At 47.1% G+C, this 21,109-nt stretch carries 27 protein-coding genes; 18 read left to right on the plus strand and 9 right to left on the minus strand.

Going from position 1 to position 21,109, the window contains the following annotated elements; translation table 11 throughout:
- Positions 1-106 precede the first annotated feature (106 nt).
- Complete coding sequence (locus ACOQOZ_RS00400) at positions 107-574, plus strand: KilA-N domain-containing protein (RefSeq protein ID WP_420588252.1); 468 nt, start codon at positions 107-109, stop codon at positions 572-574.
- Positions 575-595: 21 nt separating this feature from the next.
- Here ACOQOZ_RS00400 and ACOQOZ_RS00405 read toward each other — a convergent pair whose 3' ends face one another.
- The 3 genes from ACOQOZ_RS00405 to ACOQOZ_RS00415 form a co-directional block, all read right to left on the minus strand.
- Positions 596-1,873: an ISL3 family transposase gene (locus tag ACOQOZ_RS00405; protein ID WP_420588253.1), complete on the minus strand. Its 1,278-nt coding sequence runs from the start codon at positions 1,871-1,873 to the stop codon at positions 596-598.
- A 56-nt stretch (positions 1,874-1,929) separates the two neighbouring features.
- The gene (locus tag ACOQOZ_RS00410) at positions 1,930-2,916 is read right to left on the minus strand and encodes a DNA adenine methylase (RefSeq protein WP_420588254.1); all 987 of its coding nucleotides are present in this window, start codon (positions 2,914-2,916) and stop codon (positions 1,930-1,932) included.
- A 180-nt stretch (positions 2,917-3,096) separates the two neighbouring features.
- Positions 3,097-3,354: a hypothetical protein gene (locus ACOQOZ_RS00415; protein WP_420588255.1), complete on the minus strand. Its 258-nt coding sequence runs from the start codon at positions 3,352-3,354 to the stop codon at positions 3,097-3,099.
- A gap of 82 nt (positions 3,355-3,436) precedes the next feature.
- Here ACOQOZ_RS00415 and ACOQOZ_RS00420 point away from each other — a divergent pair, with 82 nt between their 5' ends.
- The 7 genes from ACOQOZ_RS00420 to ACOQOZ_RS00450 all read left to right on the plus strand — a co-directional run bounded on the left by ACOQOZ_RS00420 (position 3,437) and on the right by ACOQOZ_RS00450 (position 10,746).
- Positions 3,437-3,604: a hypothetical protein gene (locus ACOQOZ_RS00420; RefSeq protein ID WP_420588256.1), complete on the plus strand. Its 168-nt coding sequence runs from the start codon at positions 3,437-3,439 to the stop codon at positions 3,602-3,604.
- A gap of 502 nt (positions 3,605-4,106) precedes the next feature.
- Complete coding sequence (locus ACOQOZ_RS00425; RefSeq protein WP_420588257.1) at positions 4,107-4,622, plus strand: hypothetical protein; 516 nt, start codon at positions 4,107-4,109, stop codon at positions 4,620-4,622.
- Between the two features lie 344 nt (positions 4,623-4,966).
- A complete protein-coding gene (locus ACOQOZ_RS00430) occupies positions 4,967-5,158 on the plus strand; it encodes a hypothetical protein (RefSeq protein WP_420588258.1) in 192 nt (63 codons plus the stop codon).
- Between the two features lie 1,545 nt (positions 5,159-6,703).
- Complete coding sequence (locus tag ACOQOZ_RS00435; RefSeq protein ID WP_420588259.1) at positions 6,704-8,092, plus strand: hypothetical protein; 1,389 nt, start codon at positions 6,704-6,706, stop codon at positions 8,090-8,092.
- Positions 8,093-8,536: 444 nt separating this feature from the next.
- Positions 8,537-8,911, plus strand: a complete 375-nt coding sequence (locus ACOQOZ_RS00440) for a hypothetical protein (RefSeq protein ID WP_420588260.1) — start codon at positions 8,537-8,539, stop codon at positions 8,909-8,911.
- A complete protein-coding gene (locus ACOQOZ_RS00445; protein WP_420588261.1) occupies positions 8,908-9,453 on the plus strand; it encodes a hypothetical protein in 546 nt (181 codons plus the stop codon). The genes ACOQOZ_RS00440 and ACOQOZ_RS00445 overlap by 4 nt, the downstream gene beginning before the upstream one ends.
- Positions 9,454-9,750: 297 nt before the next feature.
- The gene (locus ACOQOZ_RS00450) at positions 9,751-10,746 is read left to right on the plus strand and encodes a hypothetical protein (RefSeq protein ID WP_420588262.1); all 996 of its coding nucleotides are present in this window, start codon (positions 9,751-9,753) and stop codon (positions 10,744-10,746) included.
- 340 nt (positions 10,747-11,086) lie between these two features.
- On the opposite strand, the gene ACOQOZ_RS00455 is transcribed toward ACOQOZ_RS00450, so the two are convergent.
- On the minus strand, positions 11,087-11,452 hold the full coding sequence (locus tag ACOQOZ_RS00455) for a hypothetical protein (protein ID WP_420588263.1): 366 nt from the start codon (positions 11,450-11,452) through the stop codon (positions 11,087-11,089).
- Between the two features lie 600 nt (positions 11,453-12,052).
- On the opposite strand from ACOQOZ_RS00455, the gene parM reads away from it, so the two are divergent.
- From parM to ACOQOZ_RS00475, 4 genes are all read left to right on the plus strand, one after another.
- The gene (gene parM, locus ACOQOZ_RS00460) at positions 12,053-13,069 is read left to right on the plus strand and encodes a plasmid segregation protein ParM domain-containing protein (RefSeq protein ID WP_420588264.1); all 1,017 of its coding nucleotides are present in this window, start codon (positions 12,053-12,055) and stop codon (positions 13,067-13,069) included.
- Position 13,070: 1 nt separating this feature from the next.
- Positions 13,071-13,601, plus strand: coding sequence for a hypothetical protein (locus ACOQOZ_RS00465; RefSeq protein ID WP_420588265.1), 531 nt, complete (start codon positions 13,071-13,073; stop codon positions 13,599-13,601).
- An 89-nt stretch (positions 13,602-13,690) separates the two neighbouring features.
- On the plus strand, positions 13,691-14,014 hold the full coding sequence (locus ACOQOZ_RS00470; RefSeq protein WP_420588266.1) for a hypothetical protein: 324 nt from the start codon (positions 13,691-13,693) through the stop codon (positions 14,012-14,014).
- 89 nt (positions 14,015-14,103) lie between these two features.
- Positions 14,104-14,442 (plus strand): hypothetical protein, encoded by a 339-nt coding sequence (locus tag ACOQOZ_RS00475; protein WP_420588267.1) that lies wholly within the window; start codon positions 14,104-14,106, stop codon positions 14,440-14,442.
- A 167-nt stretch (positions 14,443-14,609) separates the two neighbouring features.
- On the opposite strand, the gene ACOQOZ_RS00480 is transcribed toward ACOQOZ_RS00475, so the two are convergent.
- Positions 14,610-15,629: a recombinase RecT gene (locus ACOQOZ_RS00480; protein WP_420588268.1), complete on the minus strand. Its 1,020-nt coding sequence runs from the start codon at positions 15,627-15,629 to the stop codon at positions 14,610-14,612.
- 9 nt (positions 15,630-15,638) lie between these two features.
- Positions 15,639-16,373: a helix-turn-helix domain-containing protein gene (locus ACOQOZ_RS00485; RefSeq protein ID WP_420588269.1), complete on the minus strand. Its 735-nt coding sequence runs from the start codon at positions 16,371-16,373 to the stop codon at positions 15,639-15,641.
- A gap of 122 nt (positions 16,374-16,495) precedes the next feature.
- Between ACOQOZ_RS00485 and ACOQOZ_RS00490 the strand changes: the two genes are divergently transcribed.
- Positions 16,496-16,954, plus strand: a complete 459-nt coding sequence (locus ACOQOZ_RS00490) for a putative PDDEXK endonuclease (protein WP_420588270.1) — start codon at positions 16,496-16,498, stop codon at positions 16,952-16,954.
- The gene (locus tag ACOQOZ_RS00495; RefSeq protein WP_420588271.1) at positions 16,917-17,426 is read left to right on the plus strand and encodes a hypothetical protein; all 510 of its coding nucleotides are present in this window, start codon (positions 16,917-16,919) and stop codon (positions 17,424-17,426) included. Before ACOQOZ_RS00490 ends, ACOQOZ_RS00495 begins: the two co-directional genes overlap by 38 nt.
- 170 nt (positions 17,427-17,596) lie before the next feature.
- Here the strand turns inward: ACOQOZ_RS00495 and ACOQOZ_RS00500 are convergent, their stop codons facing one another.
- From ACOQOZ_RS00500 to ACOQOZ_RS00510, 3 genes are all read right to left on the minus strand, one after another.
- The gene (locus ACOQOZ_RS00500; RefSeq protein ID WP_420588272.1) at positions 17,597-17,863 is read right to left on the minus strand and encodes a hypothetical protein; all 267 of its coding nucleotides are present in this window, start codon (positions 17,861-17,863) and stop codon (positions 17,597-17,599) included.
- 65 nt (positions 17,864-17,928) lie between these two features.
- The gene (locus ACOQOZ_RS00505; RefSeq protein ID WP_420588273.1) at positions 17,929-18,357 is read right to left on the minus strand and encodes a hypothetical protein; all 429 of its coding nucleotides are present in this window, start codon (positions 18,355-18,357) and stop codon (positions 17,929-17,931) included.
- A gap of 44 nt (positions 18,358-18,401) precedes the next feature.
- A complete protein-coding gene (locus ACOQOZ_RS00510; protein ID WP_420588274.1) occupies positions 18,402-18,692 on the minus strand; it encodes a hypothetical protein in 291 nt (96 codons plus the stop codon).
- 185 nt (positions 18,693-18,877) lie between these two features.
- On the opposite strand from ACOQOZ_RS00510, the gene ACOQOZ_RS00515 reads away from it, so the two are divergent.
- The 4 genes from ACOQOZ_RS00515 to ACOQOZ_RS00530 form a co-directional block, all read left to right on the plus strand.
- Positions 18,878-19,339, plus strand: a complete 462-nt coding sequence (locus tag ACOQOZ_RS00515) for a terminase small subunit (protein ID WP_420588275.1) — start codon at positions 18,878-18,880, stop codon at positions 19,337-19,339.
- Positions 19,340-19,809: 470 nt separating this feature from the next.
- The gene (locus ACOQOZ_RS00520) at positions 19,810-20,034 is read left to right on the plus strand and encodes a DUF7681 family protein (protein ID WP_420588276.1); all 225 of its coding nucleotides are present in this window, start codon (positions 19,810-19,812) and stop codon (positions 20,032-20,034) included.
- A 241-nt stretch (positions 20,035-20,275) separates the two neighbouring features.
- Entirely contained in the window at positions 20,276-20,611 is a 336-nt protein-coding gene (locus ACOQOZ_RS00525) for a hypothetical protein (RefSeq protein ID WP_420588277.1), read from the plus strand.
- 77 nt (positions 20,612-20,688) lie between these two features.
- Positions 20,689-21,109: hypothetical protein (locus tag ACOQOZ_RS00530; protein WP_420588278.1), on the plus strand; the 421-nt coding region annotated here is incomplete at its 3' end.

A 21,109-nucleotide genomic window follows, 5' to 3' on the forward strand; every position in this document is an offset into this window, starting at 1 on the left:
GAAACGGGTGATCCCCCACGAAACCAGCTCAGATTTCACGTAGCGTCGCGTGTTTTTTCCGAAAACCGGACCTGGCCGGTTTTTTTTCGTTAATAAAGGTAGCACCATGAAATCGTTGATGCTTTGCGGACATTCGGTCAGGGTAGACGATCAGGGCCTGATTAATCTGAACGATATGCATGAAGCCAGTGGTTCCCGCAGAGCTAAGGAACCGAGTAAATTTATGCGTATGAAAGACACCGTAGAATACGTTTCCGAGTTAAACACCCACAATCTTGGGCATTTTCGCAGCCAGCGTGGCCGTAGGGGCGGAACATGGGTATGCAAATACATAGCCTATAAATACGGCTCATGGATTGATAAAAAATTTGAAGTGGGCGTGATGAAAGTGCTGGATGCCTACTTTTCCGGAGACCTGAATACCGACAGCCAGTGGCAGATGCAGCAGGAATTACAGGAGCATATTCTGGAAATCCGGATCTCGGAACAGATCGGCAGCTTCCACGGCAGGGGGCTGCATCAGCGGAAAAAAGAAAAAAGGGGTATTCGAAATAGTGTGTTGATCGAGGGATAAAATAATCTCCCGATCAAAATTTCAGTTCGTGTAGATTCTGGCTCCGTAGTTCTTCTGCTCAACTTGTAAATCATTCATGGTTGCCATGCCTATAAAGCCCTCCGGTATTCGTGATTTAAAAGATGGTTTGGTGGTCTTATGCTTGGCTTCCACAAACAGTGCCCTAGCTCTGAGAACATCGAAACTGTAACCCCGTCCCTGCCGGTAGATGGACTTGATCTGGTTGTTGATGGATTCGGTGAGAGCGTTCGTAACTGGATGATCAAAGTAGTTGAAGATTTCCTTATGCCAGTTGTCCATTGCTCGAACAAGATCACCGAAATAGCATTTTACTCCAGTAGGAATGCCTGATTTCCAGTCATCATAGGCAAGCTCCGCTTCTTGCCGTGTCTGGTAGTCATAAATTTCATAGAAGGTTTCTTTTGCCTCGTACACAGTACCCAACATCGGGTAGTTGAGAGTCCACCCCTCCAAGATAAACTTCTGCTGATCTGTAAGAGCACTCCTGCGTCTCAGGAGAAGAAAGCGATCATTCATCAATCCCTTACGCTGCTTTGGCGACAGGGACTCCCTGAGCGATTTGCGAGCCTTCTCAACGGCTTCATTTGCCATCTTAACAACGTGAAACTTGTCTATGACTGGTATCGCATGAGGAAGTACCAGAGCCGCCGCATCAAGGTAAGGCCGCCACATATCAATAGTGACCAGTTGCACTTTCTCGGGATTCTTCAGTTTGGTTAGTGCTGTGATAACAGTCTCTTTCTTTCGATCTTTAACCAGGTCGATCAGAGTTCTCTGCTCAATGTTCGTCATCACCAGGCGCATTCGGCGGTTAAGGTGTACCTCATCCAGTCCCAGTACCCTTGGGGTTTCAAACTGATACTTCTTTTCGAGACAGTCAATATAGGATTTGAGGATATTCCTAACTGTGGCCTCAGTGACTCCCACATCTTCAGCAACACTGGTGTTGGTTGAGCGAATAGCTCGATCCTGAATGTATTTCACCAACCGGACAGTTGCTCTGTGAGCGTCACTCAGGTCACGACTTTGCTCGAACTGGGTTTTACGGCAGTCACCACAACGGAAGCGGCGACGGTTTAACAGTATGCCAACCCGCTTGCCATGTATGGGCGTATCCATAAACAATTGGGTTTTCCCACCGTGTCCAAACAAGTTGTTTGAAAAGCAATGAGTACAGTAACGACTCACCGGTTCGTTGATGCTGGCCTTGATACGGTAATCAAGATCGTCTTCTTCAATACTGTCCACAGAGATTGAAGGCAGGTTCAAAAGTCCCATAGTGTGATATATGCCTTGTCAGAAATGCGGTTAAATCAGATGCCCATACATCACACTTAGAAGAGGTGAGAATATCGTCTACTGATCTGCTCTCTTGAAATGCCAGTCATTCTGGCGACAGATGACTTGTTTGGCTTTTTCCCTGAATTGGTCAAAAACTGGATAGCGGTCTGTATAGATTGCTCTGTTTTGCCAGTTCTGGCTCTATGGGTTTTGAACGCTCCCTGTCTCATGCGCTCATTAGCATGAGGAGTCTTTATCCAGACAACTTCAACCCTACGGCCTCGTCCATCAGCAACCGTGGACTTGTACTCTTTCTGCCAGCCAGTAAGACAGTCGTTATATAGGTCATTGTCGTAGCCACTGAGGACAACCATACCATCCAGTCGTTTAATGACTGACAACATCATTTCATGGTCAGGGGTGTTCATTTCATGACTGTAGCAACGCTCAGAGCCATTGTGTCTGGTGTCATGAAGATAGGGAGGATCGATATAAAACAAGGTTTCATGGGAATCTTGGTAACGCATCAGGTCAATAGCATTGCGCCGTTCTATGATAACACCATGCAGACGTTCACCAACGGCTCTTAACGATTCGGGGTAGTTCTTCCAGTCGCTCCCAGCTGTAGAAGCCCGTCTATGGCACTTGCTACGGAAACCCGTCTTGTGGTTCTTATTGGTTGCAGCTGAGCCAAAGCCCATGAATGAGCGTACAATGGTTCTACGCGCTTGCTCTACAGTACTTTCAGAGTCTTGAACAGACAGTTCAAACTCCTCTCTGGAGAACGGGGTTAACTTCAGCTGCTCGATCAACTCTTCCATTTGATTTGTGTCTCGGATGACAGAGAGAAGGTTGACTAAACCACCATCAAGGTCGTTGTAGACTTCATGAAAAGATCGAGACTTACGCAGCAATACGCTGGCCGCACCGCCATAAGGTTCCACATAGAAACGATGCTCTGGAAAGTGAGAAATTATCCAAGGAGCCAGTCTCCATTTTCCACCATGATAACGGAGTACCGGCCTTCTGATCTTTGACATGCTCCCCTCCCTGCAATCAACACTGTTTTTCGATTTATACACTGTTAGATTGTAGCTTCAGGAGATCATCAAATCTACATAGTTTTTCGAATACCCGAAAAAAGAAAGCTGGAAAGTAAATCTGCGTTGCTGCTGGAAAAATATCAGGGCCAGCTTAACTTTGACCGACCGCAAATATTGCTATCGCGGGTCTAACGGAAGAACCCCGAGAAGTCCAGTTGAGTTGTGGGCAAAAAATGAAGTCATAAAACGTAAAGTTGAATGAGCATGATCAGAATCGGCGACAAAAAGACGGTTGTAAAAATGACCGGCAACAGAAAGAAAGATGTTCTGTCCTGCTTTGACAAACTGGAAGAAGAACAGGAAGAAAAACGCCTGATTGATCTTCACCAGAAGAAGCGGAAAATCAACAAGCGCGCAAAGACTCGATTTTGACACATAACCCTGTGGGTTCAAGCGCCGCCGTAGGCGGTCGTCTTGGAACCCCTTGTTATGTTGCGTTTTGCACAGGACTTGAATAATGGAAATTGAAAAACACGAATTTATCCACGTAAGAATGCACTCGACGGAAGTCGGTAAATTCATTCTTCTCCTTGAAGAAATAAATAGCGGTAGTAGCAACTTGCCTGACTGGGCAAAGAAACAAGCGGAAGAAATAATCAAGAAGATAGAACATGCTCGAAAATGACAGAAGAAGATCAGAGAGAATTGGTGATACTTGGCAAATTCCAAGCAATACACTCATCAATGAATACAGAATTGCCGATGGATGAAAAAACCAGATCCAAATTTCTGGAAGCTAAAAGGATGATGTTCCGGGCTTTGGATCGGCACTGGGATAAATGTAATTCAATGCTGAACAAGGACGATATAAAAGAGCCATATTCAGCGACATAACCCCGGTTATCCTGCTGGAAAAGAGCGTTTTCAATGGCGAGTAATGAAGGTGCAGTAGATTTTCATTAAGGGGTCACGCCATAGAAGTGATATATCACCATAGGCATCCAGACGAGAAGAAAATGCGGACCCGAACGCTACGTGGCGTGGGGGCTGGAGGTTAGAGACCTCCGGCTACCCGATTTATGCGGCAGGTTCCATTTTGGAACATACCACTGAACAGTTTCTATTTTGGAACCATTTGTTATACACCGGTATGATAAGAACCCAAGATCAAAACTTATGGAGTAGTCATGGGACAGCAATTCAACGAAGCAGAGATTAAGCATTTTGTAACTGTGGACATACCAAATAGTTACAGGGATGGCACTAGCTTTACCTGCAAGCTATTCCGGCTGATCCGCACAGCCGACCCTGCCAACAAACACAAACTGAAAAACAGCTTCCCGAATGAGCTAGAAGCATGGGATCGCTTTGAGCGTATAAGCCTTTGCCAAGATTGGGAGCAGTTACCTGAAGTGGGTAGCATCGTTCGCACAGGCAAAAAAGTAATGAGTGCGGAAGCTGGAAGTCTTGGTGTTGTTTATGAGCGTTACTGCCTTGGTGCAGAGGAACCAACAGGAGTAGGCATTATTTTTGCCAATGGAGACTACGACGGTTTCAGTCGTGAAGACTTGAGGCTCTGTGGTGTGACGCACACCGGCAAGCTGGATAAGTATGCCAAATATTATCAATTCAAGAATGTCATAGAACTTAGCAAAGACTTTGAACGTGGGATTTTTTGCCAAGCGTTTGAGGAAGGCGTATAAGCTGGAAGGTCTAGGTGTCCGGCCTGCAAAAGCAATGAATATAGAGCAAATAGTGTGTAATTTCGCTAGTTTCTGGCTGTATGGCACGAGTATCAAGGCTTTCGGAAGTACACGCCAATTTACATAGCGGATTTGAATGGTGTAATTTTAGTTGCTCACCTGAAGCCTTTGGTAATCAAGGTATTCATCGGAAGATGCCTTAAAGCACTCGGCTTTCCGACCATGAAGTACATAGAATATGGTGCTTTATATTTAGCAATTTTGCAGGCCGAGCCCCAAATAAAGTTCTAAAACGTAAAAAAGAGTTCTGAAACGCACTACTGTATACTTGGAGGAAAGACCCAATGCCAATGGAGACCAAGGTGGGAAATCACGACTACCCAGATTATGCAGACGATCCTGTGAAGCAAGAAGCTGATAAATTACTGTCTAGCGGTGAGGCCGAGTCCGAAGAAGAAGCCTTAACGATTGCTGAGTATATGGACTGCATTATGACTGACGAAGAAGCGGAATTGGTCGAGAAAAAAACGGAATAATCCATCGTTTTACAACTTTATTTGTAGATTGCCGGATGATAGGGGCAAAACACGCATGGTTGCGTTGCCCTATTTTAGAACTTTATTTTTGCCCACACCTTTCCCGATCTCTTTCTTGGGGTCTTTCAGAATGGTTCGCCGGCCTCCGTAGTAGAGCGTTCCGTGTGACCCCTTCCCCCTAGCCTTGAGCACCTTGAGTTGTTCATCCCGTAACCTTGCCAGTTTTTTCAGTTTCTTAAGAAGTTCTTTCCCGTTCATATGGTTTATTTTTCGGATATTTTTATCCGGTATTAAGAGTATTAATTCTGGTATTGGCCGGTCATCCAGCGGCCTTGCTGCCGGTAAACCAGCTTACCGGATGCGTGAAACATCATCGAAAACGAATAGGGGCTCGGCCTGCAAAATTGCTAAATATAAAGCACCATATTCTATGTACTTCATGGTCGGAAAGCCGAGTGCTTTAAGGCATCTTCCGATGAATAGGGGCTTGGCCTGCAAAACCGCTTTTAGAACAGAAAGTAGAGCTAATGGCCTGAAATATAAAGAAAAACAGACATTGGCGACTGTCGTCTAAAAAACACCAATCTCGCCTCTGTTTTTTCTCACTAACCACCCTTTAAGATAGCGATTTCTATTTCGATAAAAGCCCCGAAAATAAAGGGCTGTAGCTTCTCGAAAACCTATCTCAGAACCGCTTTCTCAATTCACCTAGACTGGATGAGTTTTGAGAAAAACTTGTAGCTCTCGTAATTTTGCACGGGTCTGGTGGAAAAGTTCACGAAAATGACGACCCTTTTATTTTTCAAGAAGTTATCAGATTGTGTACTTTTCGATAGGTTGGAAAATTATCTATCAAAAGTGCTCTCATAACTCGATTATCAAAACTCTAACAGGGTTTTAATAGGTTACTCGTCAAAACCGAGGGTTCTTCCACCAGACCCGTTGCAGGCCGGACACCTATGCGGCAAGGTTCAGTAGGGTTCATGTTTCATAGTTCCTGATATTGCTCACCGGAATTGGTGAGTGACAGGAATTATTGTACAAAAAGTCAGTTTTGTATTTTTGCCGCGTATCGGCTGTTGTAATTGCAAAGGAAAACTGCATTTTTCCTCAACGATAACAGTCAATTGGAAGCATTGTGGCTGCATCAGATGTCAGTTGCCGGCCATCCCTCATTTGGAAGGGCTACAAAAGGACACAAAAAAACAGCTTGTATCAGCCGGTTTCGCCTGTAGCATAAACAGATCATATAGCAAACAACTGCCGTTCATATGGAAATCTGCCTGAAATAGTTGCGGCAGTTTGTTGACCGTTTTGTGATGGCAGGGAATCTGTGGTAGTTTGATGTGAATAGTGTTTCCGGAGTGATTGTCGTTATCAGCATTTTCTGTAAACACCGTAAAAACGAAAGGCCCGGGGATGTCAATCGCCAAACAGTCATCTCCGGGCCCCCTCAAAACAATCCAGAGGATTGCTTTCACTCTGTGAGTAATGATAGCACATTTCCACAGAGCCATCGCAAGCCTTTTTTTGGAGAGATTGCAGATGGCAGCTCTTGTTAAACAGTTAGACATTAATTTTCCCGCAGAGTTTGAGGTTGCCGGGTATCTTGATGACTCCAGATGGGGCACTTTTTCCGTACTGTATAAACCGAAAGGTTCTTCCCGGGCGTATCAACGATCGTATAAGTTGTGCGATCTCCCTTCTGTTTTGAAAATGATCCAGCAGGATAAAACCAAGGATTATTGGATCAGCCAGGCTACTTTCCGGAAATTCAACCGTCTTAAAACCAGTCTGGCCAGCATTGGCACGGCCTTTGTCGATATTGACTATTACAACACCAGAGACTACATCCACCTGGATTCGCATGACATCCTGAACAAACTATTGCGCCATTGTGATGAGACCGGTCTCCCTGAGCCGTCCATTGTTATAGATTCAGGCCGTGGCATTCAGGCCAAATGGTTCCACGAACCTCTGCCAAGGGCTGCGTTAGCCAGATGGGATACTATGCAGCGTCACCTGGTTAATAAGTTCGGGCATCTGGGGGGCGATCAGCATGCCAGGGATGTATCCCGGGTATTGCGAATCGTGAACACAGTGAACCAGAAGAACCAGGCACCGGTCAAAGTCATGTACGTGAATAACCGGTTCGATATTGATGAGCCGGTTAGTTATGCGTTCAACGATCTGGCCGCTGCAATCATTCCTGAGCGTATGCCGGCGAATGACGAGATCATTCTGGAGATCGACCCCGGGAAAAAGAAAAAGAAAAGGCCCGGATCGGTTTCACAACTGTCGGCATGGCAGCGTGGATTCTGCCTGAACACTCTGAACTGGACGCGCCTGTGTGACCTGCAGACACTGATTAAGCTGCGTAACGGGGATGTCGGTGAGGGTATGCGTGAGCCGCTGGCGTTTTACCTCTGTAATTTCTATGCGCTCCGGTACTACAAAGAATTAAGTATCAGACCGCTGGATGACTGGAACGAGTTCCGGAATCTGTGTCTGGAAGCTGCGCCGCATTGGGGCCTTCAGAAAATACGGAACAAGACCAGCAATATCTATGAATTAACCCGAAAAATGGCTCGTGGTGAGACGGTCGAGTTTAACGGGAAGAAATATCCGCCGCTGTATACGCCGACGAATACTCTCCTGATAGACCTTTTCCGGATCACTGATATAGAGCTGTTACAGATGAAAAGCATTATCAGTCCGGCAGAAAAACAGCGACGTAATACCAATCGGAAAAGGGAGGCCCGTCGTGAGACCGGCGTGAAGGAGCGTTCGGTGTATGATGCAGAACGTAAGGCTAAGTCCCAAAGCAAGCAGGAGAAGGCCAGAGAAATGCGTTTAAACGGGTCTAAAAACAAGGAGATAGCCGAGGCTCTAGGCGTACACGTTAAGTCAGTGTCTCGCTTGATAAGGGGGTAACATGGTGTGTCCGCTTAACTGGTTACTGCGAAGCTATGGGCTATTGCCCATTGGTTCCTGCCGGAGAATCCGGGGGGTAACATGGTGTGTCCGCTTAACTGGTTACTGCGAAGCTATGGGCTATTGCCCATTGGTTTCTGCCGGAGAATCCGGGGGGTAACATGGTGTGTCCGCTTAACTGGTACTGCGAAGCTGTGGGCTTTTGATTGTCCGGTTCCTAAAGTTATTTCAGGCTCTCAGGATAACTAACCCGGTGCGCTGACAGCCCGAGACCGACCGCAGGGAGCGAACGGGTGGCAGCGTATCGGAACACAGGGCACTTCAGCTTCAGGCTACTCCGTCCCTGTTGTTCTTCCCTTCCGTGTCTGTCTGCTGTGCGTCCTGTGACAAATACCCTGTCCGTATCTACGCTGATTCTGTCTTTTACCTGCGGAGAGTCATGCTTTGTCATCCCGTTATCCCGAGATACTGCGTAAACGGCATGTAGCTGATTACCAGAAACAGTTCAGACAAACCGGTATCACCATTGAGAACTTCAGCACGCAGATCGGAGTGCATCACACAACTGTCCGCCAGTGGCTGAAACGCTACGCACCTGATTTTTATTCTTCCCGACGGCAAACCAAAACGATCACGCAATCCGTACAGGTTGAAACCGAGTGGTACCCGGATAACCAGCCTGAAATGACCGAACCGGAACTTTCTGTCATGCCGGACGGGCCGGATGACAGTGACCGGATTTCGCTGCTTCTGAAAGAAATAGAGTTCCTGAAAAGGCAGGTAATATACTGGATGCGACAGGACCGGATACAGATATGAATACCATGACGATAGGCAACCATGTGTTGCCGCTGCGGGAAGTGGCTACGCCGGACGGTGTGATGATGGTGCCAAGACATGTTTACCGGCGCAGTAACAGGCCGGCCTGGCACATAGAGATCAGCAGGCAGGGCGAACCGCAGTTACGCAAATATTTCAGCGACAATGATTACTGCGGTGGTGCCATCGGTTCATTGTCCGGGGCCATTGAAACCCTGTACGCCGAGCTGCCAAATTATAAAACGTTCGAACAGCTCAACCCAGGCAGCAGCCACTGGTACGGCATCCGTGAGCGTCTGAATAAATCCGGCCGTGTTACTTGCCAGGTGGTACAGACATACATCTGTGGCTACCGGAACAAACTGAGGACTGTGCAGTTCTACGTCGGGACCACAAATACCCGGTCTGACAAAAAACTGCGGCTGGCAATAGACCGGGCCATCGGGACTCGCTGCTGGTCGATTGACACAATCAGGTCTGAAGGACGAGCCGTGCTCTACACGCTGCCAGTTCCCGTCAATGTTGAGAGATTCGCCTGCTGAAGAGTTGTTCGAGGGGGATAGTTACGAGACGCATTTTAAGGTGTGTTCACGATGAGATTGAGAATGCAGGCTTGTGATTCCACACCTAAAAAAAAGGCTCTCAGATCGCCTTAAAATGAGTCTCAGGACTACTACACTCATTAACCACAAACCCCTCTAACCTGGTGGTAGCCGCAGGAAACAAAACGCGGTTTTTTCTTGACTTCCGGGAGTCATAGAGGTACAAATTAGGTACGCAATTAATTACATACATGTATGTAACTAATTAAGGTAATTAATATCTTGCCAAGGATTCCCATGACAGAGACAGAGAAAGCAGCTCCAGGTCGGCCACATGCGATACCGGATGAACGATTCTTCCAGAAAATACAGGATCGTCTGGACAGCAATCCGCATGAGACCATTGACGACATAGCCTATACGTGGCTGTTTCAGGAAGTTGGCGGCACCCGCAAACGTGCCAAAGAATTGCTGTCAAAATTCCGGGCCGGTTATCTCGCCAAACTCGCGGAGGACCAGCCGGAGGTGCCGGGGGATATACTGGCCATGGCAGCTGATATGGCAAACCGTATGGCGACAGAGACATACCTCATGTCACGTAAAGAATGTGCTGAAGAACTGAAAGCGAAGGATGAAACCCACAACATTCAGGTCAACAGGCTGCAAAAGCAGAACAGTGAGCTGGAGCGACAGGGATTCGCAGATGAAGAACGGTTGCAGGAAAAAGATAGCCGGATAGCGGAGCTGGAAGGGAATAACGTACAGCTCTGTGATGATCTGGAGGAATGCAGGACAACGCTCACCAGGGTTATTGAGCAGAATGCAGAACTGAACAGAGGTATCCATGGCCTTCAGGAAACCGCGACTCAGCAGAAAATACGCCTCGATGATCAGGCCGAAGAGCTGAAATCCCGAAAAGGCGAAATTGAAACTCTGAGTCATAAGCTGGATGACGCCCGTGGCACATGTAACGACCTGTCACAGCAGCTGCAGGCATCAAAATCCAGCGAGGCTCTTACCCGTCAGGCTGAAACCATGATCCGCAGTCAGTTGGGAGACGCTAATCAGAAAGTGGTTGTGCTGGAAAAAGAGAACAGGGCATTGTCTGCCAGGCTGCACCAGATGGAACTGGATAAGGCGGTTGCGGAATCGCAGGTGGCTGCTGCTAACGCTGCCGCCAGTGCTGCTGAAGCGATGATCGAGGAAACCAGGAATTTGTATCTGGATCAGATCGCCAGCCTGAAAAAACAGGTCGAAGGCAAAAAGACGGGAAAAGGGGAGACAACAGAGTAACCGGCTAAATAAAGTGGCACTGTCCCGGGATGGTGCAGTGCCACCATGGCTGAGAGTTGCAGAATGGAGTCTCAGTCAGGCTGTTATTGTAGTCACAATTTGAAAGGCTGCCATTGCATCTGAACCGTTGCAGCAGCCACCACACGGAATAAAATCCGATGACAGTTATTAGATAAACGGCGGATGTTGTGCCAGAATGCCGACTCACAGAGAGGCTCATATATGGCAACTGTCGTAATTACTATTAATGATAATGATAATAAACTGACTACGGACGTTGAGTTCAACCCACCATTAGCTGATGAGTGTTCAGACGCTCAGACCATGGCGTTAAGACTGGTTAATTATCTCGGGGGTAGTCGGGTCCATGCTGACCGCCGTCGTTTGAGCCTGGTTCATTACCAAACGCCAGATCGACTGCTGCGTGAATCAGTTGTTGATACTGCCGGACGTTCAAATCTATGATAAACCGTTGACCTGAACGGTAAAGAATCACCGAGTTACCGGTGAGTTCACTGATGCCAGGATTTTTCCGGATCAGCAGGGATTCCGTAAACGTGTTTTCCGGAAGTCCGGAGTGCGCCAGTATTTTCAATGCACAGTCCGTTGGGATCAGATTCGTTCCGTCCAGCCATTTACTGACAGCAGATTCACTGCGACTGGTGATACCCGCCACATCGGATCGTCCGAGACTGCATTCTTCCATCACGAGTCTCAGCACAGCCCCTGTTCGTAGTCCCGGTTTATTCTTAGGCATCCATTAAAATCCATTATTAATCCAGTACGGACCGCTGTCGTTTATGCCATGCTGCTGATGTACCCATCTATGGCGGAGTGCAGCCATGAACACAATACACAGAGCCCTTGCTGATGTAGTCAGGGCGACCGACATGATCAGCGAGTGTCGCCAGAGTAACGATCACAGCAACAGAACGGTGGTCGTACTGAATGAGGCGATGGCCAGTCTGCTTCACGCACAGCGGGCCCTGAACACTATTATCGACGCGCCGCAAAAACAGAGACCGAATGTGATGGTCATCGGGTACAGGACAGACAAATCTGCACAAACCTCTTAGAACCTAAAAAAACCTTATAGTTCAATTTGGATTTTTGAAGGTGTGTTAAGGTCTACGGTCAACCTGTCGAAATCTGTTATATAACATTTTAAACCTGTAAGGTTTTTATAGGTTTAAAATGTTGCATTACAAATAATAAATTGATATAAATAACCCCGTCGTTATCACAAAGGGATAGCGGCGTATTTGTTATTCAATATTGCGTGTATTACTGAACAAGGATTTCAGATATGTCTGAACAAATTATTGTCGTCGATGAGGGTTCTGCCCAGGGCATCGGTGCGTACTACTGCGAGACAGAAAAAAAGATTAAGTTCTGTATGGTGCCTGCTATGATCGGCCTCACAGTTGACACCGATCCGGTGGGCAACCCGCTCGACAACAGTTATGAGGTCGACGGTGACGAGTTCTGTGTCAGCACGAATCTGACCTCTCCGGTGACTACCAAACGTGCCAGCTACCAGACATCCGTAGAGAATCGTGTACTGATCCACGAGGTGTTGCGCAAGGCCGGTTTCGGTGGGCAGGAGATTACCGTTATGTGTACCCTGCCGATCACTCAGTATTTCATGGGCGACAGCTACCGGGTAAATAAAGAACTGGTGCTGGCCAAAAAGCGCAACATTATGGGGGATATTACCAGTATTAACGATGTGCCACTTGCCAGGATCAAAAACAGCATTATCGCACCTGAATCTATTTCCGGTTTCCTCGATCACGTTATTGACGAGACCGGTGAATGGCTGATCCAGATGGACGAGGGTCAGACCGCACTGGTCATCGACATCGGCGGCACCACCACCGACATGAGCGTGGTTGATTCCATCGGTTCACCGCAGGCCCGACACAGCGAGCCAAAAGGGGTTTTTGATATAGCGGATTCGCTGAGAACGGAAATGATTGCGGAGGGTCTTGCCAAATCTCTTCCAAGAGCGCATCTTGATGCCGTTTTAAGATCAGGTACGTATCGTGGCCGATCTTGCAGGGACCTGATCAAAAAGGCTTCCCATACGGTGATGCGTGAGATTCTGAGCCGGATGCAAACATTCGGTGACGATGAAAACGCCTTCGAATATGTAATTTTTGTCGGAGGCGGAGCAGCAATCATCGGCGAAGAACTGGGTAAGCGTTACGGCAACCCGAACTATATCATCCCGAAAGACCCGGACCTGGCTGTGGCCAGAGGCCTGGTAAAAATGCAGCTGGCCAACAGACTGGCTGCTGAAGAAGAAGCTATGGACGAGTGACATGAACAGATTTGCCAGATCGTTCAGCATTAATTACAGAGAAGGTGCCCGGCAGGTTGAGGACCGGCTGGTCAGCGATCTGAAAGATGCAGAGAATGACGGGCGCGGATACCCGTTGAAAATGATGCGTAAACGAATGTGTGTCGGAACCATCATTGATGAAATCTCTGAAGGCCTGTCTGATGCGATTCTGAAGCTGGACGGTAAAGGAATCCTCAGCAAAATGGATTCCATTCATAAAGCCGAGATGATGATTGAGCTGATTAAGCACGAGATCGCGCAGCAGAGAATTGTTGATGCTATGTTCGATAAGGCAAAATCTGCTAACAGGCCGGTTGATCCAGTTCTGACTGATCCGACAGTCAATAGTTATGCTGAATCACCGGAGGGAGAGGCCAGACAGGAGCCTGAGCCGCCGGTTACAACAGGTATTATACCCCGGCAGGCCCCTGTGGCTGAGTACAACGGGTCCGAACCTGAACCGGTTAAGAAAAAACCGAAGGTCAGACGGACTGCAAACATATTTGCTTAAATAGTTATATCAACGGTGAGGGAAACAGAGAAACAAAATCACCGTTAACCAACGAGCCGACCAACCGGAACGGCTCCAGGAGAAAGAAAATGACTACCACTAAAACTAAATTTTTCATCGTAATGGACCAAATGACAGTTTGGGGCGCTGGCCAAACCCGGGAATCCGCAATTAAAGACGCTGCCCAGTGGCTGACAGACCCTGAAACCGGCGATCAGGGGTGTTCTGAAAAATATGTTGAATCTATAGAGTGCTCTGAGCAGGAATCTCGAAATGGTGGCGAAGGCGTATTTATCTATGAAGTTACTGATTTCGACTGGCCTGAAAATGCTGAGAGTCTGGACGGTGATCAATGGTGTGAGTACTACTATAAACAGGAAAAATTCAACGGGGATTGGGTAGCTAACAAATAAGAAGGGAGCGGCGAAAGCCGCTCTTTTTTTGATTGCAGTTATGAGTAAATCCAGCTCGTCTGCGACGTGGAAGACGATAGGAGAGATCAATGGCAGATAAACGACTAAAACTATTTCCTGCTCCCGCAGTCATTCGGGTTAAACAATCATACACCGACAAATTCAGTCAGCGTATCGCAACCATGCTGGATCGCTATCACGGTCTGATGGAATACCATCATTTATCTCTGGAGCTGTCAGACTCCGAACGGCAACAGGTGTATGAATGTTTATCGGGTAGCGTGGTGGATGCGCTGTTTATTGACTGTCTCGACAAGGAGCTAACTGATGCAGGCTTTGAGGCTACAGCTAAAAAAATACAGCAGGCCAGTTTTGCTGACCGGCTGGTGTTAATTGAATCGCTGGGCTGTGATCTGGCACTGGGGTGATTAGCGATGGCAGAACGGCACTGCTCTACTCGGACAGCAGTAGGGGCTGAGCTATCGGATGGTTGGAATAATAGTGCAAAAAAGCCGCTGGATATGGATAATCCAGCGGCTTTCCCGTTTGTCATTCAGAGATTGCGGACTCTGACAACATTATGTTAGCAATCTTTTCAGGCGATGTCGCCCGGTATTTCCCCTGTATCAGGCATGGCTACGTGATGTTCATCCAGGCCGCTTTCTGCGACAGGCCTGGTTTTCGATTTCTGATTCTGCTGCTTGTCCTCAACCGCTTCAATGACTGCTGCCCGTTCGTTCCATTCAATCACCAGTTCCTCCTGGCAGGCAACGGGCAGTTCCGTGATTTTCTTCTGCAGGCCGGACAGCTGCTTTCTTGATGTAGACTGGCTGATGGAATCCCTTATTTTATCCATCATTTTCCCGATCTCTGCATCAGACAGCGGTTCCGGAGTGACATCCTTTTCTTCATCAATGGCATCTGACACCACTTCGAATGTGGACGTGGTGTCAGATGCCATAGCTGATTCCAGATAACTCGATTTCGGAGCGTATTTGAGAACGTTTTTAATGGCTGTCTTACGCCACCATTCCTCAAAATTGACACCGGTATCCGGATTAAACTGATCTGCATTACGACCGGTACTGGCAATGGTCATAATCCGTTTTTTCGGTAACACCCGGACAATCTTTTCTTCATTGGTCGTAATGACTACTGCATAGGCTCCGATTGCGTCACCACGCTGGCCAAACCAATCCGGGTCGAAAACAGGCTGGTCATCAATGCCGGGCCTGTACTGAAATGAGTCATTACTGAAAACTACTTCGGAGATGATGTTGGCAATTTCGCCGGAATTTCTGGCAAGTTTTACCAGTCCCTGAACCATCGGGATATAATTGACAGTTTCCGTGTTTTTTTTCTTGTCTTTGAAAACGATCAGTGTGGACTCCCGTCCATCAATAAGGAGTCCGTCGCCAGCCGCTTTCTGACACGCCGAGAACAGAGAAGTCCGGTTCGCTTTCAGGAGCCTGTCAGACTGGGGATGTGTGGAAATTGTGTTAACGACAGTCCGCATGAACCTGCGTGGGTCCAGGCCGGCTGGCAGCATAGACTGAATAGCCTTACTCTGGCCGTTCAGGTCTCTGGTGAATTTAGCGATTTCGGTAGAGGCCATGAGACACCTTCAGTAGAGTGTCTGCCTGATGTGTGCGGGGAATGATAAACACTCATCAAACGCCCGTAAACCGGAAATGATCTTTCCAATGACGATAACATCCTCTATCAGCAGTGACGGGTAATTGCCGGACGGTGGCAGGCACCAGATTTCATCAGCGATGGTTTCCATCCTGCAAACCATTATTCCACCGGTTTTTTTTAACAGTAATAACGCTAGGGGAGTGCCTATCGTTTTCAACGGCGATCTGCCGGATTCCCGGCGCGTTAATTTCTTTTGCGGATCAACAAATACCCAGGAGCCAAAAGGCAGGCCAATGCTCGATAATTCACTTGATTCAACCTGGTAAACAAAAGACTGGTCGCTGAGTTCAAGGTCGGTGGGCGTTGAAAACCATCCGTTAATGTATTTGGCATCAATGTTCTGCCGCTCGTTTTTCAAAATTTCCATCCACTGTCTTATTCCAACTCTCGATAGCCATGGATGCTGATCTGAATTTCCATCAACCAGCTCTCCAAACAGGGTCCAGTCCAAACGATAGCCAGTGGCAGCGCAGACTCTCTTTATAAATGTGAGTGATTCCTGTTTGGCTTTACCGGTCAAATGTTTCGTGATCAGAGCATCGGTTGTTTTCATTCGGAACGCCAGTTCCCTGTAACTGATTTTATCCTCTTTTAATTGCTGCCTCAGTCTGAGTTGCCAGGTAACCGTTTTGTCACTGGGATGATTGGGTTTGGTAATCATGGTGGCTCTGTCGCTGTTGTACGATTCAAATAGTATTAACGCCAACTTCAGCCGTCACCGATAGCAATCGGCTGGCAGTTTTTGTGAAATACAGTTTTGGAGTGAATATTAGGCGGTTTTCCATGAGCAGACATTCTGTGTTGAAAGGAAAGGCTGGAGAAAGGGAGTTTTGTGCTGAGCTGGCAAAATTTACTGGAGCCAATGTTCTGGTCAGAAATCTGGAGCAGTCGAGATCCGGAGGACATGATCTGTATATGCCCGATGATGTACATGTTGACAAAGCACTGGCAGAAAGACTGGACGATTTCTGCATAGAGATAAAACGCTACAAGCGATGTAAACCCTCAGACATATCAAAATGGTGGAAGCAGGCCTGCGAACAGGCCGACAGGCGCAGGAAAAATCCCATGCTGGCCTACCGGCTGGATCACCAGGCATGGAAATGTCTGGTGCATGTGGGAAAATTTCCGGACCATGATGTTCGTGGATGTATTGCGATGGAGTTAGAATTGTTTGCTGAAATACTGAGACACGGATTTAAAGATGCGTTATCTCCTGAGAGGACTGCACATAGCTTTTAATCCGGCGGTTGAGCTGAGGTCGCCTGCCTGGTTATTTAACAGTGGCGGCGGAGAGGCAGGGCTGACAAGAGAAGAGAAAATTATCAGTGGCTGCATGATACGCCAGAAGTTACAGAGGCAGCTGAGTGATCTGAACTACAGGATACTGAAACTGAGTTTTACAAAACCCGGAAATGTGGAACAGGCACTGTGCGACGTAATTTATATCAGGCCGACAGTGATTGAGAATGCAAAAATATATTCCATGAATGATCCCCGTTTTGTAGACCTGTGCTGCCTGAATGCATGTTGGTGTGTTGATTTGTTTCAGGACCGAAGATACGGGCCAGTGCAAAAATACGGACGGGCGGAGTTATTGAGCAGCAGACGCAGGCGTATCAGTGAAACCATAGAGATGATGAAAAATTTAGCGGTCAGTACGGCGGCGGTTATACTGACACAATCGTATGAATCAGAGCGTCTGGTATCATAGTTGTGTTGTTTTTATGTAACAAAATTGTCTAAACAATTCAGTTAGACTATTCTTGACATCAGTTTTGACAGGTGGCTCTATCAAAACGTATCACGAAACATGTCTGACTTGATGTGCAGCACTATACCGGGTAAAGAAACCGGCCACATGATGGCCGGTTTCTTTACCCGTTAGCTGAATCGTTGATCCCGGGCCGAGTCCGGTATCAGGTCGCTGAACAACTCAGGCTGCAGATCTTTAATCATCAGATACAGACCCAGTAGCTGGCAGTAAGCTGGTTTCATCTTCGTGCGGCCATCTATAAATCGCTCGAAAGTTGGCAGCGGGACCTTCATGGACTCAGCCAGGCCCCGGTTAGTGATGCCCAGCTGGTCTCTGATTTCGCACAGTCGTTGAGACTGGTGTTCCAGAGATTCAAAATTTAACAGTGTATCCACGAAGTTCCTGCCTCGTCAGTGGTGTACATAGTATTTGCATCGCCTGATAAGTTATGCATAGAGTTCTATGTGACAAATCGTTTACCGTAAATGCTGGCAACATGTCCGTCGTTGAAATGCCAGGGCTTTTCACGGTACGCGGTGAGTCTGCCGAAAATGACAGGTATGTTACGACTGAGCAGATCGGCAACTCTGCTGGCATCAACGCCATGGCCGGAGTAGAAATGTTCAAGATCGGACGGTGTTTCAAAGTAACGTGTGCGGCCTTCATACGTAGCCACCAGGAGAGGGACTGGTTTCATCTGTAGCTCTGGATTACGACGGAGCTCCATTTCAAAGTGGTCCAGAATCAGCCAGGCTTTCATTTTCCGGTAAGGGTGGAGTTTCCGGAAGTGACCTTTATATGAAAGGGTCATAAAGAACTGACCTGCATCATTACGGTGCAGGGCCAGGTGGTTGTCGTTGATACCTCTGTACAATTTCAGGAGTTCCATAAAAAATCCTTTGGGTAAGGCCAGTGCGGCCTTACCCTTATTGGTTACCGGGATATTGCCAGCCTATCCAGTCGAGCCTGAGCAGCACCAGTGGTGGTGTTGATTAGCCACCGGAAAAGCATGGTGTGAAAAAACTCAACGCCGGTGTGATACAGATCGTGGAGGGCACGTTCAGCTATCTCTGCAGCTCTTTCAGGCTGGCGCTTATCATCGGCTGGCAAAAAGAACCTGGCCTGTGATAAGATGAGAGCGTCTGTCTCTGACAGGCCTGGAATGTGTGCCTGCATAGATTTGATGCGATCGGCACGGATTTCTGATTCAGTTCTGATAGCCATAAAATACCTCTTGTAGATCAATGGCTTGTTACATGTAAGACGGCGTTTCGACTGGTACTCGAAACGCCGTTTTCGTATGCCTTGTCTCCCAAGGCACAGCTATACAATACCGTTAAAATGATGGAAGTGCAACTCCATTTGAATAAATATCTACTGCCAGAGTAATCAGGTAGGTCTCGTAGTGTATGACTCCAAGGCAACTCAGATTTATTGATAACTACATAAAAACGGGAAATGCGTCCCAATCTTATGTCGATGCTGGCTATACGGCCAGCACTGAAACGACGAAAAGAGCATCATCGTGCCAGATGCTAGCGAAAACTAATGTTCGTATGGAAGTACTAAGAAGGATGAAGGAAATCGCTGATGCCGGAATGGTCAGGATCGAATCAAAACGAGTTTTGCTTTGGGAGATCGCGCAGAAAGCCAGCGGAAAGATAAAACCGGATGATGATTCACAATTTCAGCCAGACTATAAAGCGGCAATCGCGGCAATCAACGAACTGAATCGAATGGACGGTCATCACTCAGATAGTAAAATCAGGATTAAAGACGATCGTTTCACATTTGACGCTGAAATCCTGCCGCCAGAGTCAGAAAACGCAGCGTTTACTCAGCTGGATGACTCAAAACAAAACGAAAATTAACGCTTACTGCCGGTAACTGAACTTACCGGTAGTAATTGAAGCTGATTAATTATGCAAAATGAATGCATAACAACCCGATTTTCATTGATTCATGTCAGATTCAGCCATATTTGGGTATTTTATGGCAATTCTCTGCGCATGAAGCAGGGCAACCACCCGCAAAACGCCTCAGATTTCACGTAGAAGCGCGATTTTGACACCAAAATCGGCGTAAAAGGGCGAAATCCGGCTCAAATCGGCTTATACAGGATGTATTGGGTTCCCATCCGGGCTATCTGGGGGGTGGATTGGACAGGGGGGGGACGAGCGGACAGTTTGCTATTTCGAATAAAAGCCTGGTCTTTTGAGGTTTCCGGGACTCCTGCTGTATTTCCTGCTCCTGAAGACAGATCAGTAGATCAGGTGTACCAATACCTCTCTGAAAAATTTTTTAATGGATAAATTGACCTAGTACTGAAGTGCGGAGAAAAATGTTGTCAGAAAAACTCGATCCGTTCAGGGCAAGATACATCCCCCAGGACGGGACGCAACAGTCCCTGGTGAAGAATATTCAGGACGCATCAGAAGAACTCTATGAGCTGTTTCTGGATGCTGAGAAATACGACGCACGATCGGCACACATAGCGAGAACCAAACTCGAAGAAGCATTCATGTGGGCGGTAAAAGGTATCACCAGTGTCCGACCAAAAGCGTGATGAACAACAGATGCGGATTTGTTCTCAGTGCGGCAATGCCTTTATGGGTCTACTGTCAGATAACTACTGCCGTGTCTGTTACAAAAAAGCCTGTGATCAGTCTGATTCTATACGTAGATTCTATAAGAAGGGCCGACGTGTTGATTAAAGAGATATTAATCGGAATCCTGAATTCCTTATATGTTATTTCCGCCATATTAGCTGGTTGTTATATACTTTGTATTCTGACGGATTACTTATAATGAGCGATACTCTTATAATTTCCTGTGATACCTGTTTTGTATCCGATGGGCATCACACCTTTCAGGAACTTTACGATCACAAACATCTGTTATGGATTCTGATCTTAAAACTTCTTAAAGACTCTGCTTTTAAAACATATTGTGATGCAGGTGGTGTCCGAATGGACAACTGGTTTATTGCCGGACTGAATACTGAGTTTGGACAACTAACTTACCACCTTCCGGAAATCTACTGGAACCATATAAAAGCCCCTGCACTACCCAGGAATGAAGGCTATGACAACCACACCTCTGAAGATGTGTTAACACGACTGTCATCTCTTATAGAACAATGAGAGTCCTTGATCTGTTTTCCGGAATTGGTGGCTTCAGGTGCATTATCAGGCGTGTTTTCTTAAGAAAATAATTAAACATGGCGAATTACCGGGCCTCCCGTACGGGTTATAAATTCCATCAGTCTGCTGCTTTTGTCCGTGGTTTAATGGGGCCGATCGGTTCCGGAAAATCCGTGACCTGTGTTCAGGAGTTAATGAATATCGCCCTGCGTGTTCAGAAACCTCATACGGACGGAATAAGAAGGACCAGATTTGCCATTGTCAGAAACACATACCCTGAATTAAAAAGTACCACAATAAAAACATTTCAGGACTGGTTCCCTGTCGAGATTTGCCCGATTAAATTCGATACTCCGATTAATTGTCACATGCAGCATCAGTTACCGGATAAAACCATGGTTGATATGGAAGTTTTTTTTCTGGCACTGGATAAAGAACCGGATGTTAAAAAGTTGCTGTCGATGGAACTAACGGCAATCTGGCTAAACGAAGCCAGAG

Source organism: Bacterioplanoides sp. (genome assembly GCF_965219715.1).
In the GTDB taxonomy this organism is placed as follows: Bacteria; Pseudomonadota; Gammaproteobacteria; order Pseudomonadales; family Oceanobacteraceae; genus Bacterioplanoides.